Genomic DNA, 15822 nt, shown 5'->3' with positions numbered 1-15822 from the left:
ACAATATGAAAAGGAACGGATATATACTTATATCAATGATGATGTTGTTCGTTAGCATAATGTCGTCATGTAAAAAGGATTTTATTGAGCTTAATACCGATCCCAACGGTACGCCTAACGCTTTACCACAGCAATTGCTGGCTCCGGCCCTGGTAAATACCCTGGGGACTAATATGCTTCGCGCCCGTAATTTTAATAACGAGCTGATGCAGGTTACAGTTGATGCAGGCGACTCGGAGGGTAGGGTATTCAGGTATGATATTAAACGTACCTGGGCTGATGTTACCTGGAATGCCTGGTATACCCAGTTAACCAATTTTAAAGATATTTATACTATTGCCAGCAAGGAGGTAACCTACAATAAAACCTATATGGGCATTTCGCTGATATGTCAGGCCTGGTTATATTCTTTACTTACTGATACTTATGGCGATGTACCTTACTTTGATTCTAACAAAGGAAAGGACGGAATCTTTACGCCTAAGTTTGATAAGCAGAAAGATATCTACCTGGATATTTTCAAAAACCTGGAAGCTGCTGATACCCTGCTTAATGCGTCGGCAAACGTAGTTGCTGGCAGCGACCCTGTATTTAACGGCAATGCTTTAAAATGGCGTAAGTTTGGTAACTCGCTTTATTTAAGGCTGTTGTTGAGGGTATCGGGCAAGGCCGATGTTTCGGCAGATGTGATAGCCAAAATCAAACAGATTGTTGATACCAACCCGGATGCATATCCGATAATGGGTAGTAACGATGATTCGGCAGTTTTAAGGTGGACTGGCTCCGGTTCTTTAACATCGCCGTTTATAGGTGGCGTACGTGAGCAGGACTGGCGACAACCCGGCGTTTGCGAGTTTTTTGTAAACAACCTTGCAAAATGGGCGGATCCGCGACTGGTTAACAATCGCTGGTCGATATCAAGTTACCAGGGAGGTATCCAGGGGATTCCAAGTGGTTATGCACCCGGTGAAAATGTTGGTATCAAATCATATTTCCTTTCTACCACATCAACCACTACGTTAATGAACGATCCGCTGATGGGTAACATCATGAACTATTCGGAGTTACAATTTATCCTTGCCGAGGCTGCTGCCAAAGGCTGGATAGCCGGAGATGCATCAGCCTACTACAAAAATGGTGTTCAATCAGGTATTACGTTCTGGATCCCGACATATACGGTACCGATAGACACCTATTTAACAGGTGCTGATATCACCTGGGATAATGCAGCCCCGCTTGATGAAAAGATGGAAATGATCCACGTTCAAAAATACTACTCGATGTTTTATACTGATTTTGAGCAATGGTTTGAGTATCGCCGTACAGGTCACCCGGTATTGCCAAAAGGTAATGGTTTAAGGAACAATGGCATCATGCCAGCCAGGCTGCAGTACCCGGTTTATGTGCAATCGGCCAATCCGGATAGTTACAAGGCAGCTGTAGCAGCGCAGGGCGCCGACGAAATCAGCACACAGGTTTGGTGGCAAAAACAATAATAAACCGGTTTTAAACTAAGATATCCATAAAATGAAAAAGATATATTTATTACTGGTGCTTGTAACGGTTGTCAGTATTAATTCATGTAAAAAAAATAAGTATGCCGAGGGCACATTAAGCCCTATCATCGCTGTTGTTGACCTTCGCAGTATTTACAAGGGTTCGGATGTTGTGCTGAACAGCGACAATATGGGCGGGGCTAAAGAAATAGTGGGCGTAGTAATTTCAAACGCCGCAGCAGGTAACAGTCCGGTCGGAGTTTTGGTTGTGCAAAACAACCGCCGTAACGCAGTTAGAGGTATCGCCTTAGAGATAGGCAACGCCGCAGCTAACTATGTTCCCGGCGATTCTGTGATAGTACAGGTTAGCGGCGCCACACTTACTAAAGTGAACGGCAGCATGCGTGTTAAAGGCCTCACCGAAGCATCCGTAAATAAAGTTACCGCTAACAGGCCCATCAAGGTACAGTCGGTTCCGTCAGCTACCTTGTTGGCTTCTCCTGATGTTTATGAAGAGACGCTGGTTACTATAGCTAAGGCTGTAACTGATCCGGAGCCGCAGCAGGGCGAAACTTACGCTGGTGATAAAACCATTAATGATGGTTTTGGCAAAATAACGATGCATACCGAGGCTAACGCAAGTTTCGCTGCAACTGAGTTACCATTCAGTGCCAATTTTAGTGGGATCCCATTCGCGGTAACATCGGGTACCGATACCAAATTACAGCTTTGGCCGCGTACTATTGATGATGTGTTTACGCTTGCAGCAACCAAGCCATCGCCAATTATTATAACAGGATACCTTACCAATCCTTCGGGCAGTGATGCCGATTATGAGTATGTCCAGTTCAAGGCGACTAAGGATATCGATTTCGCGGTAACCAATTACGCTGTGGTAACGTGCAATAATGCAGGTACTAACCCGGCACCTGCAAACGGCTGGGCACAGGGTTTGGCAAAAACCTATAAGTTTAACCTCACATCGGGCACAGTAAAAAAAGGACAGTTCTTTTATGTAGGTGGCAATAAAAATATCTGGGGCAAAGGCTCAACCGATATCAGTTCATCAACCTGGATCAACAGTACCATGTATGCCGAAGTGCCCGGCGCTGATTTCGGCAATGTAACTACTAACCTGTTAGCTAACAGTGGGAACGTTGCAGGTATTGCCGTATTCACCGGCACTACTGTTACCGCTTCAAGTGTCCCTCTGGACGTGATCATGTATGGTGGCAGCGGTACGGTTTACTCTGCCGGTCCGCCGGAAATTGGTTACCGCATTACCAATACCGATTATTACAGCACTATTAACCCGGTAACCCGTACAGAACAAGGCTTTTATGGCGGTGGCTCCAATACATCAAAACTACCTTTACCAACCGACGGCTTATTCAGTCAGCTGGGTGGTGTTTATGACGCGCTTACCGGTAGATGGGTAACCGGCAGAACCGTGACCAGCGTTCCGCTTACGCTGACCTCTCCGATAACTGCTATTGAGACAGCTACTGGCGTAACAACAATTCAAAATTAAAACCTCACCCCAACCCCCCTCCAAAGGAGAGGGGCTTTACATAGCAGGATAAAAGCATTTATTCAAAGTCCTCTCCTTTGGAGAGGATTTAGGTGAGGTTAAAACATAACCCAATGAACAGAAGATCATTTTTACAAGGCGTAGGCCTTATAACCGGCGGTGCGTTCATCTCGCTTCGTGCCAACGCGCTTACACAAATATTAGCTGGCGATGCCGTAAAAGGCCGCGTTATAGCCGGAAAAAAGGGAATTAAAGGAGTAGTGATTTCTGATGGTTTTTCAGTAGTACTTACTGATGATAAGGGTAATTATGAGCTTACTCCAAATGAAAAAGCCAAAAGTATTTTCATGAGCACGCCATCTGGCTATGAATTTAAAACAGACTATAATGTTGCCAAACATTACGAAAACATAGGCGGCAGTTCGCATTTTGATTTTAAATTGGAGCCTTTAAAAGTTGATGACAATAACCACCACTTTATCATCTGGGCCGATCCGCAGGTGAAAAACAAAAAAGATGTGAAGCAAATGATGGATACTTCGGTACCGGATACCATCGCCACCATCAAATCATTGGGGAAAAATGCACTGGTACATGGTATTTGCGTGGGCGATATTGTATGGGATAATCATGAGCTCTTCCCTGCTTATAATGAGGCTGTTGCTCAAATGGGTATCCCGTTTTTCCAGGCGATAGGCAACCATGATATGGATTACCGGCAGGGAGGCGATGAAACATCGGATGTTACTTTTAAGCAAATCTATGGGCCAACCTATTACTCATTTAACCGCGGTAAGGCGCACTACGTAGTATTGGATAATGTTCGCTACCTCGGTGTAGAGCGTGAGTATGATGGCTATATCACCGAGGATCAGCTAAACTGGCTGGCAAAAGATCTGCAATACGTAAAGAAAGATCAGTTGCTGATTATCAACCTGCATATCCCGGTTTATAACCAGGTAAAGAACAATAAGGATTTTTATAAAGTGCTTGATGGCTTTACCAATGTACACATTATGTCGGGCCATACACATTATCATGATAACAATATCACCAACGGCATTTTTGAACATAACCACGGTACCGTTTGTGGCGGTTGGTGGACAGGCCCTATCTGCGTTGACGGTACCCCGCGCGGTTACGGTGTATATTCAGTAAACGGAACTGATTTGAAATGGTATTACAAATCGACAGGATTGCCTGCCGAAAACCAAATCAGTGTTTATGCTGAGAAACTAACCGATCAGATGCGCCTCATTGCTAATGTTTGGAACTATGACCCACAGTGGAAAGTTGTGTATTATTTAGATGACAAACCAATGGGAGCTTTGTCAAAAGAGCAGGGATATGATCCCTTATCGGTAAGTTTGTATAAAGGCGATCAGCTGCCGGCAGGCCGTCATTTTGTGGAGCCTCATGAAACCGGGCACCTGTTTGTGGCGCACTTTGATCCATCAGTTAAAAAGGTTAGGGTTGAGGCTACCGATCGTTTTGGAAATAAATATTCAAGCGAATTAGATGCAAAATAAATTAAACATAGTTGCCGGAATAAGCCTTATCTTGTTGTCAGGTTTTACGGTTGTTAAAAACATGGAATTTAAAAATGCGGATTTTCCTTCATTCAGCGCCGAAGCACATCGTGGCGGCCGGGGGCTGAGGCCCGAAAATACCATCCCGGCTATGAAAAATGCCATCGACCTTGGCACTGTCACCACGCTGGAGATGGATACGCATATTACTGCGGACGGACAGGTTGTTCTATCGCATGATGAATACGTTAATCCGCTGTTTTCGCTTACTCCGGACGGTAAGGAGATCAGCAAGGAAGAAGCAAAAAATCTGATCCTCTACAAAATGAAGTATGAGGACCTGAAAAAATACGATGTAGGTTCAAAACCATACAGTAAATTTCCGCGTCAGCGAAAGATAAAAACCTATATGCCGCTGTTATCCGAATTGATTGATTCGGTACAGAATTATATTAAGGTTAATCATAAAAAGCCGGTATTCTATAACATCGAAACCAAATGCTCGCCCGAAGGGGATGGTATTTATAATCCGGCTCCGGACGAGTTTGCGGAGCGTTTGATGGCTGTCCTGATCAAAAAGAAGATCCTGCCTTATGTGGTGATCCAGTCGTTTGATAGACGTACGCTGCAGATCATCCACAAAAAATACCCCGATGTGCGAACCTCTTATCTTATAGAAAACAAAAAATCGTTTGAAGATAATATGACCGATCTGGGTTTCACCCCCTTCATCTACAGCCCGGATTATAAACTGGTTAACGCCGATTTGGTTGAGAAATGCCACGATGCAAAGATCAAAGTATTGCCATGGACAGTAAATACCAAAGCTGAGATTGAGCAGCTGAAAAGTTTAGGTGTTGATGGCGTGATTACGGATTACCCGGATTTGTTTTAGGGGCCGATATACATAAAAATATGTCATTGCGAGCGCAGCGTGGCAATCGCACGAAAGCAAATCCGCCCTGTATTGTATGCGATTGCTACGTCGCGCCCAGGCTCATTCCGTTTCGCTCCTCGCAATGACATGTTTTTATGTTCCTTCCTTGCGCTCATTTATAATGAGTGCTTAAAATGGGCTTGCGTTTGTAACGCAACCGGGCGATGCAATCGCCAAACCATGGTAAGCGCTCGTTGGAAACGAGCGCAAGTTTAAGCGGTGGCTAAAAGCTTGTCCACGCCAAATAAGCTGAATGTAATGTCAATTTCGGATAATTCAAACATTAAATTTAAATGTGATATTGCGGTTTGTTAAAACGTTTTATCAATTTAACCAACAACCCAATCATGTTTAAGTTAAGAGCTATATGCTTCATAGCGCTTTGTGCCGCTTCACTCTCACTAAAAGCACAAACAGCCCGGCAGCCTGTAAAACCGCTTGCCCAGCTTCAGCAGGAATTTGTCGACCTGCGCTTTGGTATGTTCATCCACTTTAACATCCCAACCTACATGGATCAGGACTGGGCAGATCCGGATGCCTTGCCAACTATCTTCAATCCTAAAAAACTGAATTGCGACCAGTGGGCGAAGGCGGCAAAATCGGCTAACATGACCTATGGTTGTATCACTACCAAACATCACAGCGGTTTTTGCATCTGGGATACCAAAACAACTGATTATAATGTGATGAACAGTCCGCTGAAAAAGGATGTTGTTAAAGAATATGCCGATGCTTTCAGGGCTAATGGCTTAAAGGTGTTTTTATATTACTCCATATTGGATACCCACCACAGGTTGAGGCCAAATATGATCACGCCAAAACATATTGATATGGTTAAAGCGCAGATCACTGAGCTGATGACTAAATACGGTGAAATTTCGGCCCTGATCATTGATGGCTGGGATGCCCCATGGTCAAGGATCTCGTACGATGATGTACCGTTTGAAGAGATCTATACACTGATAAAATCATTGCAACCAAATTGTTTGGTAATGGACCTTAACGGTGCCAAATATCCTGCCGAAGGCATGTATTATACCGATATCAAAACTTACGAAATGGGGGCGGGACAACGTGTATCAACCCAAGATAACCGCATGCCGGCAATTGCCTGTTTGCCACTGCAAGCTAACTGGTTTTGGGAAACAAGCCATCCAACAACCCCGGTTAAGGAGCCTGCCAAACTCGTTAATGAGATCCTGAAGCCGTTGAATAATGTCGACTGCAATTTTATCCTGAATGTTGCTCCTAACCGTGATGGCTTGTTTGACGATAACGCCCTTGCTGCGCTTAAAGAGATTGGCAAGCTGTGGAAAAATGAAGGCCCGGTGGCTAAACTTTCTAAGTTGGATGCGCCTATTATTTCATCAAATATTGCAAAAAATCAACCGGCAAGCTCAAGCTGGAGCGATGATTCGGCCATTATGGATTTTGCTAACGATGACGATTTCCATAGCTCATGGGTATCAAACCCAACGGTTAAAAATCCATGGTACGAGATAGATTTTAAAAAGGACCAGGCGCTGAACACTATTGTTATAGCTGAGGAAAAACCTAACATTTCACACTACCGCCTGGAGTATTACCTGAACGGGAGCTGGAAGCCATTGTTTGATGGTGAAAATGCCAGTAAGATTAAAGTTCACCGTTTCGACAGGGTATGGGCCGGCAAAGTTCGGATCTTGATAGATAAGGCTGATCACCAGGTATCAATAGCCGAATTCCAGGTTTATAACGAAAGAAGATAATATACTATAACTGACCTACTACTTACTAAGGAAGACCCGCCCGCAAGGCGGGTTTTTTCATATGCTGTACTCCGTTTTGTATATTAAAATGCCAATAAGCATTATTTTTTTATCGCTGTTGCATTGTTATACTTGTAAAAACAATTTTAACCTATTTTATGAACCAGGGCCTGAAAACAACACTCCTGTCTGTAGTTTTGCCACTATGCATGCAATTGGTTGTGCCAAACGCAAACGCGCAGAATAATACTTTATGGTATAAGAAACCCGCAAAAGTGTGGACAGAAGCTTTGCCAATAGGCAATGGCAGATTGGGTGCCATGATTTTTGGCGGTGTTGACGATGAATTGCTGCAGCTCAATGAATCTACGCTATGGTCGGGCGGGCCGGTGAAGCAGAATGTAAATCCGGATGCTTTTCAATATTTGGGGCAAGTGAGGGAGGCGTTGTTTAAAGGTGATTACCAAACTGCGCGCGACCTTACTAAAAAAATGCAGGGCATATATTCTGAGAGCTATCTGCCAATGGCTGATCTGCATATCAAACAATCATACAATGGAGTTAACAGCGCCAATTACTACCGCGATCTGAATATCGGTAATGCTGTTGCCACAACAAAATATACAGTTGGCGGGGTAAACTACAAACGCGAGATTTTTGCTTCGGCGCCTGATAAGGTAATTGTTATCCGGTTTACGGCGGATAAGGCTAAACAGTTAAATCTTAAAATAAATACCAATAGCCAGCTTCATTTTCAAAAAGAAGTGCTTAACGCCAACGTATTGCAGCTAAGTGGTAAAGCTCCGGCGCATGTTGAGCCAAGCTATGTTGATTCGAAAAATCCGATAGTTTATGCCGATGATGATAAGTGCAGGGGCATGCGTTATGAGGTGTTGGTAAAGGCCGTAAGTAACGACGGTAAAATAACTGCCGATACAAGCGGTATCACCGTTAAAGGGGCATCAAGTTTAACGCTGTATGTTACTGCTGCCACCAGTTTTAAAGCCTATAACCAATGCCCTGATGGCGACGAAAAGGTTGCTGCCAAAAATCTTGATGAGGCTACCGCCAAACCTTACGCGCAATTGCTTGCCGCTCACCTTGCCGATTATCACCATTTTTTTAATCGCGTAAACCTTAAGCTTAATGACAACAAAGGGAGTCACACCGAATTGCCCACCGATGAAAGGCTTGGGCTTTATAATAAAAACCAGGGTGGTGATCCGGGCATTGAAGCGTTATATTTTCAATATGGACGTTACTTGCTGATCAGTAGCTCGAGAACGCCGGGTGTACCTGCTAACTTGCAAGGGATCTGGAATAAAGAACTACGCGCGCCGTGGAGCTCCAATTATACCAGCAACATCAATGTGCAAATGAATTACTGGATGGCGGAGGATTGCAACTTATCTGAAATGCACCAGCCTTTATTTGAGTTGATCAGGGGATTATCTGAAACCGGGACCGAAGTTGCCAAAGATTTTTACCATGCTAAGGGCTGGGTAACACATCATAATACGGATCTTTGGGCATTGGCCAATCCGGTAGGCAATCTTGGACATGGCGACCCTGCCTGGGCTAACTGGCCAATGGGCGGCGACTGGCTTACCCGCCACCTTTGGGAGCATTATCTGTATACCGGCGATAAAGAGTTTCTGAAAAATACCGCATACCCTTTAATGAAAAGTGCAGCCGAATTTACATTTGATTGGCTTGTGCCTGATGGTACGGGGCACCTGGTAACCGCGCCGTCTATGTCGCCCGAGAATGAGTTTATTTATGCTGAAGGCAAAAAGTCGGATGTTTCGGTTTCCACTACTATGGATATGGGGATCATTCGTGATTTGTTTGATAACCTGATCTCGGCAAGTAAAATATTGGGCGTTGATGCCGCTTTCAGGGATTCGCTCATTGCCAAAAAAGCTAAGCTGATCCCCTACCAGATAGGCAGCAAAGGCCAGTTACAGGAATGGTATAAAGACCAGGAGTCGCCCGACCCGCATCACCGCCATGTATCGCACTTATATTCTGTTTATCCGGCTAATGAAATTTCAATAGCGGCCAACCCTGAATTAGCTGCGGCAGCGAAACGAACGTTAGAATTAAGAGGAGATGAAAGTACCGGCTGGAGCCTGGCCTGGAAGGTAAACCTTTGGGCCCGGTTAAGGGATGGCAATCATGCCTACAAACTTTACCGAGACTTGCTGCGCCTAACCGGCGAAAGTGGCTATAATTACAGTGAGGGTGGGGGGCTTTATCCAAATATGTTTGATGCGCACCCGCCGTTTCAAATAGATGGTAACTTCGGCGGCACCTCTGGTTTGGCCGAAATGCTGTTGCAAAGTCAGAACGGTAATGTACACCTGTTACCAGCCCTGCCCGACGCCTGGGCTAATGGCGAAATTAAGGGTCTTGTGGCGAGAGGGGCCTTCGTGGTTGGCATGAAATGGGCAGCAGGTAAGGTTATAACTGCGGATTTGTTGTCAAAGGCAGGCGGCACATGTCATGTTATTTCCAAATCAAAGCTTAGTGTTAAAGGTTCAAATGCCACTCCCGTTAAAGTAAAAGATGGGTACGAGCTGGTGATAAATACTCAAAAAGGCAAGTCGTACCAATTAGTGAGCAGTTTATGAGCAACAGCAGGAGAAACTTTTTAAAGAAAGCATCAATGGCCGGGGCTGCAATCCTGGCTACACCCGGATTATCATCAGCATCAATAAAAGATGAGCAGTATCTGCCTGATGATGGTGTGGGAAAAAATTTCCTGTTTCAAGGCGACTCGATAACCGATGGTGGCAGGAGTTATGATAGAGACTGGAACCACGTTTACGGCCAGGGCTATGCGTACCTGGTAACAGCCCGCATCAATTTTGACTATCCCGGCAAGGACTACCAGTTTTTTAACCGGGGTATCAGCGGGAACACCATAAATGATCTTGCAGCACGCTGGCAAAAAGATACACTTGATATTAAGCCCGATGTATTGAGTATACTGATAGGGATTAATGATGTGCACCATGTAATCACGCAAGGGGATAAGGCAACAGCCGATGATTTCGGAGCTGCCTATGACCGGCTGTTAACCCAAACAAAAGCCGCATTGCCCGATGTTAAGCTGATCTTGCTGGAGCCATTTATCCTGCCGGTAGGTATGGTAAATAATAATCCTGATTTATGGGCGTCAGAAGTGCAAAAGCGGCAGGTAATAGTTAAAGCGCTGGCATCAAAATTTAATGCCATTTTTGTGTCTTTGCAGGATGTTTTTAACAAAGCCCTGCAAAAAGCCAAAGCCGATCACTGGATTTGGGATGGCGTTCATCCTATGCCTGCCGGGCATGAGCTTATTGCCCGGGAGTGGATGAAGGCGGTTAAGAAATTATATTAAATCTGCGTTTTGCGCATTTAAAATTACTTAAAGCGTCATTGCGAGTATCCAACAGAAAGCCCCCGGAAAAAACCGTGATGACATAGAAAAAATATATTTTAGGGGATGTGTGAGGGGCCGCGTTAGGGATTGCAGTGAAAAGCCCGCAGCGTGTGTAGGGGGTGCGGGTAGGAAAGGCGAGGACTTGTAACGGAAAGCCCGGGCCGCAGGCAACGCCCATGTTATCAAAATGATCATGGTTTTTTACTTGATAATCAGTAGTTTAAAATCATGTCATTATGGGGCGCAAAGCAATCCCAAACTATGCGGAGCGAACCTGCTAATCGGGAATCGCTTCGTACCAGACATTGACAACACCCAACAACTGAGAAGAAGACAGGCCTGTCTTTTTTTATAAAACTTAATTACTTCCTGCTATCATTTGAATAGCTTCTTCGCGGGTTTTGTGTTCAATGGCCATTACAAACTCAACTGGGCCGCCGCCTTTACCGCAGCCAAAACATTGAAATATGTTTTTTTCGGGCGATACCATGAGTGATGTCGCCTGGTCTTTATGAAAGGGGCAGCGACCTTTTAAATTTCTCCGGCTTTCTTCAAGCAACACATATTTTGAAACAATTCGTACAAGATCGGCCTGTACCGGCGACAGGGAATGAGATGCAGACATGTTGGGCAATAGAATTTTAATTATCAGGCTGCGAAAATAAATTATTACCCGAATTGAATTAACGGTTGTTGAAAAAAAGGCTTCAGAAACTGTATTCACAGCTTTTTCTGAATTTTGTAGCGTTAAATAATTTGCTTTCGTAATTAACTGAAAACCTAAAATTATGAAACAATTACTTGCCTTTATTTTATTGCTGGCTGCTGCTATAAGTTCATGCAAAAAGACTGATAATAACCAGGCGTTAAAACTAAATGGAACTTATGCCGGTACTTTTCAAAGAAAGGCTTCGGGTACAGGTATGGTATCAAACGTAAGTTTCAGTTTTACTGATGATACATGGAATGGCCAATCAAGTGTAGTCAAATATCCGGCCTTAAATCATGGTTCATTTATTATAAACGGCAGTAAGATAAACTTTAAAAATGAATCTGCCTGGACTGCCGAGTTCGACTGGTCGCTGATCCTGAACGGGGGGTATGACATTAAGATATCAGGTAATGCTGTAACCATCTCTAAAACCTACAGCAATGGCACGGCAGATGTTTATACGCTCACAAAGCAATAAACATAACGTAAATATTACAGAGGATAGGTTAGTACTATTGAAAAAGCGAATCGTTAAATTAGCCTAACCAAAATCTGCTTTTATGAATCAAAGAACAACCTTGTTACTACTGAGCTTATCATTGCTAACTGTAGGTGGGCTTGCCTCGTTCAGGTTTATCAGGAATGATCCACATCGTGCAGCTAATGCCGGGCTTAAAATTCCCGATGGCTTTAATGCTGCTATCATAGCTGATAATTTAGGCAGTGCCAGGCACATGGTGGTAACACCGGCCAATGATATTTATGTGCATTTGGAAGGCCTAAAAAGCGGTAAAGGCATAGTTGTTTTGCATGATAATGGTGACAAAGCCGATATCAAAACCAGTTTTGGCAATTTTGCCGGCACAGGGATCCGCATAAGCAACGGTTATTTATACGCATCGTCAGATAAGGCAGTGTTTCGCTTTAAATTGAATGAGAAACAGGAAGTGCTTGATCCCGAACATCCCGAAACGGTGGTAAGCGGCCTGGTATCAAAACGTGCACATAAGCCCAAAGCAATAGCGTTTGATAATGAGGGCAACCTGTATGTGAACATTGGTGCCTACTCAAACATCTGCTCCGAGTTTGATCCGCAAAAAAAGGGCTGCCCGATATTGGACTCGGCGGGGGCTATCTGGAAATTTAAAACTGATAAACTAAATCAAAAGCAAAGCGATGGTATCCGTTTTGCATCAGGCTTGCGCAACGTGGTTGGCCTTGATTGGAATCAGCAGGATAACCAGCTTTTTGTAATGCAGCACGGCCGCGATGCCCTGCACGATTTGTTCCCGAAATATTATACCACCCAGCAATCGGCCCTGTTACCTGCCGAATGCATGTATGCCCTCAAACAAGGCGACGATGCTGGTTGGCCATACATGTACTATGATGATGTAAAACACAAAAAAATGTTAGGCCCCGAATACGGCGGCGATGGCGAAAAGGAGGCAGACGCCAAATACTTGAACCCTGTAGCAGCCTACCCTGGGCACCTCGCCCCCGATGGCTTGTTGTTTTACACCGGTAGCCAGTTCCCCGAAAAATATAAAAACGGCGCATTCATAGCTTTCCACGGCTCGTGGAACAGGGCGCCTGAACCGCAGGCAGGTTATTTCGTGGTTTTTCAACCATTTAAAGATGGAAAGCCAGATGGTAAATGGGAAGTGTTTGCCGATGGTTTTGCCGGCACGGCCGAAAAAACCTCGCCAGGTAAGGCCGAGCACCGACCCTGCGGACTTGCCCAAGGGCCTGACGGTTCCTTATATGTAAGTGATGACGTTAAGGGAACTATTTATAAGATCACTTATAAAAAGTAACAATAGAAGACTTGCGAAGAAGCCCAACTTGTATAAAGCAGGTTGGGCTTTTGTTTTATCCCCATTCGTCGTGCCGAATTTATTTCGGCAACTCACAAGCTAAGTTGAACAATGCCTGGCAACTAGCCTGTCCTATGGTTCCCGATTCGCCGGAGGGCGGACGTGGTGACGTGATTCTTTTCCATATCTACAGAAATAATTACTTTAGCCACCACAAGCAAAATTGCGTCTTCGCGCCTTTGCGAGAGAAAAATCAAATCCCATGAACTATACCCAAATCTGCAAGCCCTTCCATGATCTAACAGTTACCGAGCTTTATCAGCTATTAAAACTCAGGAGTGAAGTGTTTGTAGTTGAGCAAAATTGTGTGTTTTTGGATGCCGATGATAAAGATTACGCTTGTTATCATTTGTTATTATTTGATGATGAACAGGAACTGGTGGCCTATGCCCGTGTTGTACCGGCAGGGAAATCATATGCCGAAGCATCAATAGGGCGGATAGTAAGCAGTAAAAAGGTACGTGGTACAGGCGTGGGCAAAATATTAACCCAGGCGGCTATTGATGCCGCTAAAAATCTTTATGGCGATGTGCCTATCCGCATAGGTGCCCAATATTATGCGGTTAAGTTTTATGAGCAGTTGGGCTTTAAAATGGAGGGCGAAATTTATGATGAGGACGGTATCGATCATATTGAAATGATCAGGGCCTGATAAAACGTTTAAACATCATCTGCATAAAAATACTTTTTAACGATTGCTTTTGCCTGCTCAACGAATTTGGCATATATCTTAAGTGCAGGGCCGTTAATTTTATGTCATAACCTTTAAAGCTGTGCCATGAAAACATTGCAGTTACCACCCGATCCAAGAGACCTTGCTAAAAACAAGACCCACGAAGCAGACACCGAACTGAAGAAAGCTTCGGTACAGCCGACGGCTAGGTATTCACAACCCGTTTTAGATAATTTTTTGAAGCGGTTTTTTCCCGATGATTCCCCGGAAAACCTGAGCACTACAGAGGCAGTGATTCGCGGGGCTTTAGTGTTTACTATGCCCGTACTGTCATCTATTGACTGGAATTATCATACTCATGCCATGATTATCATTGCCCCTGTAATATTTTACCTTGAGGTAACAGCATTTACGCTATATTGCCCAGTGAAAAGGCTGTTTAGTAATTATACTCATCCATCAAAATATGAGTAAGTTATAAAACAAAAGAGCTATCAACCACAAAAAATACAATATCATGAAAACAAACATCGGAATTAACGAAGCCGACCGCCAGGCCGTTTCAGATCAGTTAGCCAAATTATTAGCCGACGAATTTGTACTGTACACCAAAACCCGTAATGCCCATTGGAATATTGAAGGTCCGGACTTTCACTCTATGCACGTTTTTTTTGAGCAGCAATACAATGAGCTTGACGAAATTATGGACAGCGTTGCCGAAAGGATCCGCAAAATTGGTCATTACGCGCCTGCTACTTTAACCCAGTTATTACAACTTACTCATTTAACCGAAAAGCTTGATCATAAAAATGATAGCCTGGGCTTTTTGAAAGAGCTGCTTGAAGACCATGAAAGCATCATCGAGTTTATCCGCGGTAATATCGATCCTTTTGTTAGCAAATATAATGATGCAGGTACCAGTGATTTTATTACCGGCCTGATGGAAACCCACGAAGGAATGGCCTGGATGCTTAGGTCACATTTCAGATAAGATCCCCGTTTTTAAATAACCGCTTTTTGGCTCAAATGATCTCCCGGATGCAAACGGGAGGTCATGAGCGAAAAGTAAAATGATTATCTTAGCAATATTATTCATCCTGCACATGACAAGTTTAATTGTTGATGATAATCCCATTGCCCGCGCTACATTAAGCCACTTGGCCGGCCAGGTTAATGACCTGGATGTTATTTGCGAGTACTGCACGGCCATGGAGGCATATAATCATCTTCAGAACCAAAATGTCGACCTCCTGTTCCTGGATATCGAAATGCCCGGAATGGATGGTTTAGAACTTACCCGTAACCTTAAAAACAAGGATATTGTTGTAATTTTTACTACCTCAAAAAAAGAATACGCGGTTGAGGCCTTTGAGCTCAATGTAGCCGATTACCTGGTTAAGCCCGTTACGCCCGGCAGGTTTTTACAAGCCGTTAACAAAGCGCGTGAAGTGCTGGAAAGCCGTAAAGAAGATGCGCCGCTTAAAAACGACGAGTTTATTTTCGTACGAGATTCAAATATCACCCGCAAACTGATGCTCGATGATATTTTGTATGCCGAAGCTATGGGCGACTATGTTAAATTTTATACCCCCAAAAAAGAATACGCCATACATGGTACGCTAAAATCGGCCGAAGAAAAACTGCCATCATCAAAATTTATCAGGGTACACCGCTCATACATTATTGCACTCGATAAAATTGACACCCTGCAGGACGGGGGCCTGGTGATTGCCGGCAAGTTTTTGCCCGTTGCTGATGCTTACCGCAAAACGCTGAACAACCGGATGAACGTTTTTTAGCTATCGATAGGCTGGTGCGGTTTAACGATTGTTTTGCCTTGTTGAACGATTTGTGTAATTAGAATAAATTTAACACCTGCATATTTACTTGTC

General features: G+C 44.1%; 14 protein-coding genes. 13 read left to right on the top strand and 1 reads right to left on the bottom strand.

Annotated elements, in window-relative coordinates; all coding sequences use genetic code 11:
• The first annotated feature begins 5 nt into the window (after positions 1–5).
• From AC59JO_RS23790 to AC59JO_RS23760, 7 genes are all read left to right on the top strand, one after another.
• Entirely contained in the window at positions 6–1496 is a 1491-nt protein-coding gene (locus AC59JO_RS23790; protein ID WP_497308477.1) for a SusD/RagB family nutrient-binding outer membrane lipoprotein, read from the top strand.
• Between the two features lie 31 nt (positions 1497–1527).
• A complete protein-coding gene (locus AC59JO_RS23785; protein ID WP_497308475.1) occupies positions 1528–3027 on the top strand; it encodes a DUF5689 domain-containing protein in 1500 nt (499 codons plus the stop codon).
• A gap of 113 nt (positions 3028–3140) precedes the next feature.
• The gene (locus AC59JO_RS23780) at positions 3141–4556 is read left to right on the top strand and encodes a calcineurin-like phosphoesterase C-terminal domain-containing protein (protein WP_497308473.1); all 1416 of its coding nucleotides are present in this window, start codon (positions 3141–3143) and stop codon (positions 4554–4556) included.
• A 61-nt stretch (positions 4557–4617) separates the two neighbouring features.
• Complete coding sequence (locus AC59JO_RS23775; RefSeq protein WP_413666955.1) at positions 4618–5451, top strand: glycerophosphodiester phosphodiesterase; 834 nt, start codon at positions 4618–4620, stop codon at positions 5449–5451.
• A gap of 389 nt (positions 5452–5840) precedes the next feature.
• Complete coding sequence (locus AC59JO_RS23770) at positions 5841–7241, top strand: alpha-L-fucosidase (protein ID WP_413666956.1); 1401 nt, start codon at positions 5841–5843, stop codon at positions 7239–7241.
• A gap of 158 nt (positions 7242–7399) precedes the next feature.
• The gene (locus AC59JO_RS23765) at positions 7400–9874 is read left to right on the top strand and encodes a glycosyl hydrolase family 95 catalytic domain-containing protein (protein WP_413666957.1); all 2475 of its coding nucleotides are present in this window, start codon (positions 7400–7402) and stop codon (positions 9872–9874) included.
• Entirely contained in the window at positions 9871–10626 is a 756-nt protein-coding gene (locus AC59JO_RS23760) for a GDSL-type esterase/lipase family protein (RefSeq protein ID WP_413666958.1), read from the top strand. The genes AC59JO_RS23765 and AC59JO_RS23760 overlap by 4 nt, the downstream gene beginning before the upstream one ends.
• 400 nt (positions 10627–11026) lie before the next feature.
• Here AC59JO_RS23760 and AC59JO_RS23755 read toward each other — a convergent pair whose 3' ends face one another.
• The gene (locus AC59JO_RS23755) at positions 11027–11293 is read right to left on the bottom strand and encodes a CHC2 zinc finger domain-containing protein (RefSeq protein ID WP_146750446.1); all 267 of its coding nucleotides are present in this window, start codon (positions 11291–11293) and stop codon (positions 11027–11029) included.
• Positions 11294–11456: 163 nt separating this feature from the next.
• Between AC59JO_RS23755 and AC59JO_RS23750 the strand changes: the two genes are divergently transcribed.
• From AC59JO_RS23750 to AC59JO_RS23725, 6 genes are all read left to right on the top strand, one after another.
• Positions 11457–11858, top strand: a complete 402-nt coding sequence (locus tag AC59JO_RS23750) for a hypothetical protein (protein WP_413666959.1) — start codon at positions 11457–11459, stop codon at positions 11856–11858.
• Positions 11859–11940: 82 nt separating this feature from the next.
• Positions 11941–13197, top strand: coding sequence for a PQQ-dependent sugar dehydrogenase (locus AC59JO_RS23745; RefSeq protein WP_497308469.1), 1257 nt, complete (start codon positions 11941–11943; stop codon positions 13195–13197).
• Between the two features lie 262 nt (positions 13198–13459).
• A complete protein-coding gene (locus tag AC59JO_RS23740) occupies positions 13460–13909 on the top strand; it encodes a GNAT family N-acetyltransferase (RefSeq protein ID WP_497308467.1) in 450 nt (149 codons plus the stop codon).
• A 126-nt stretch (positions 13910–14035) separates the two neighbouring features.
• Positions 14036–14404, top strand: a complete 369-nt coding sequence (locus tag AC59JO_RS23735; protein WP_413666962.1) for a hypothetical protein — start codon at positions 14036–14038, stop codon at positions 14402–14404.
• Positions 14405–14447: 43 nt separating this feature from the next.
• Positions 14448–14921, top strand: a complete 474-nt coding sequence (locus tag AC59JO_RS23730) for a Dps family protein (RefSeq protein WP_091214541.1) — start codon at positions 14448–14450, stop codon at positions 14919–14921.
• A gap of 112 nt (positions 14922–15033) precedes the next feature.
• On the top strand, positions 15034–15729 hold the full coding sequence (locus AC59JO_RS23725) for a LytR/AlgR family response regulator transcription factor (protein ID WP_413666963.1): 696 nt from the start codon (positions 15034–15036) through the stop codon (positions 15727–15729).
• The last annotated feature ends 93 nt before the right edge of the window (positions 15730–15822 follow it).

The organism is Mucilaginibacter sp. A5337 (assembly GCF_059690695.1).
Note: the sequence above shows the minus strand (reverse complement) of the source record. Positions and strands in the feature narration are given on the sequence as shown.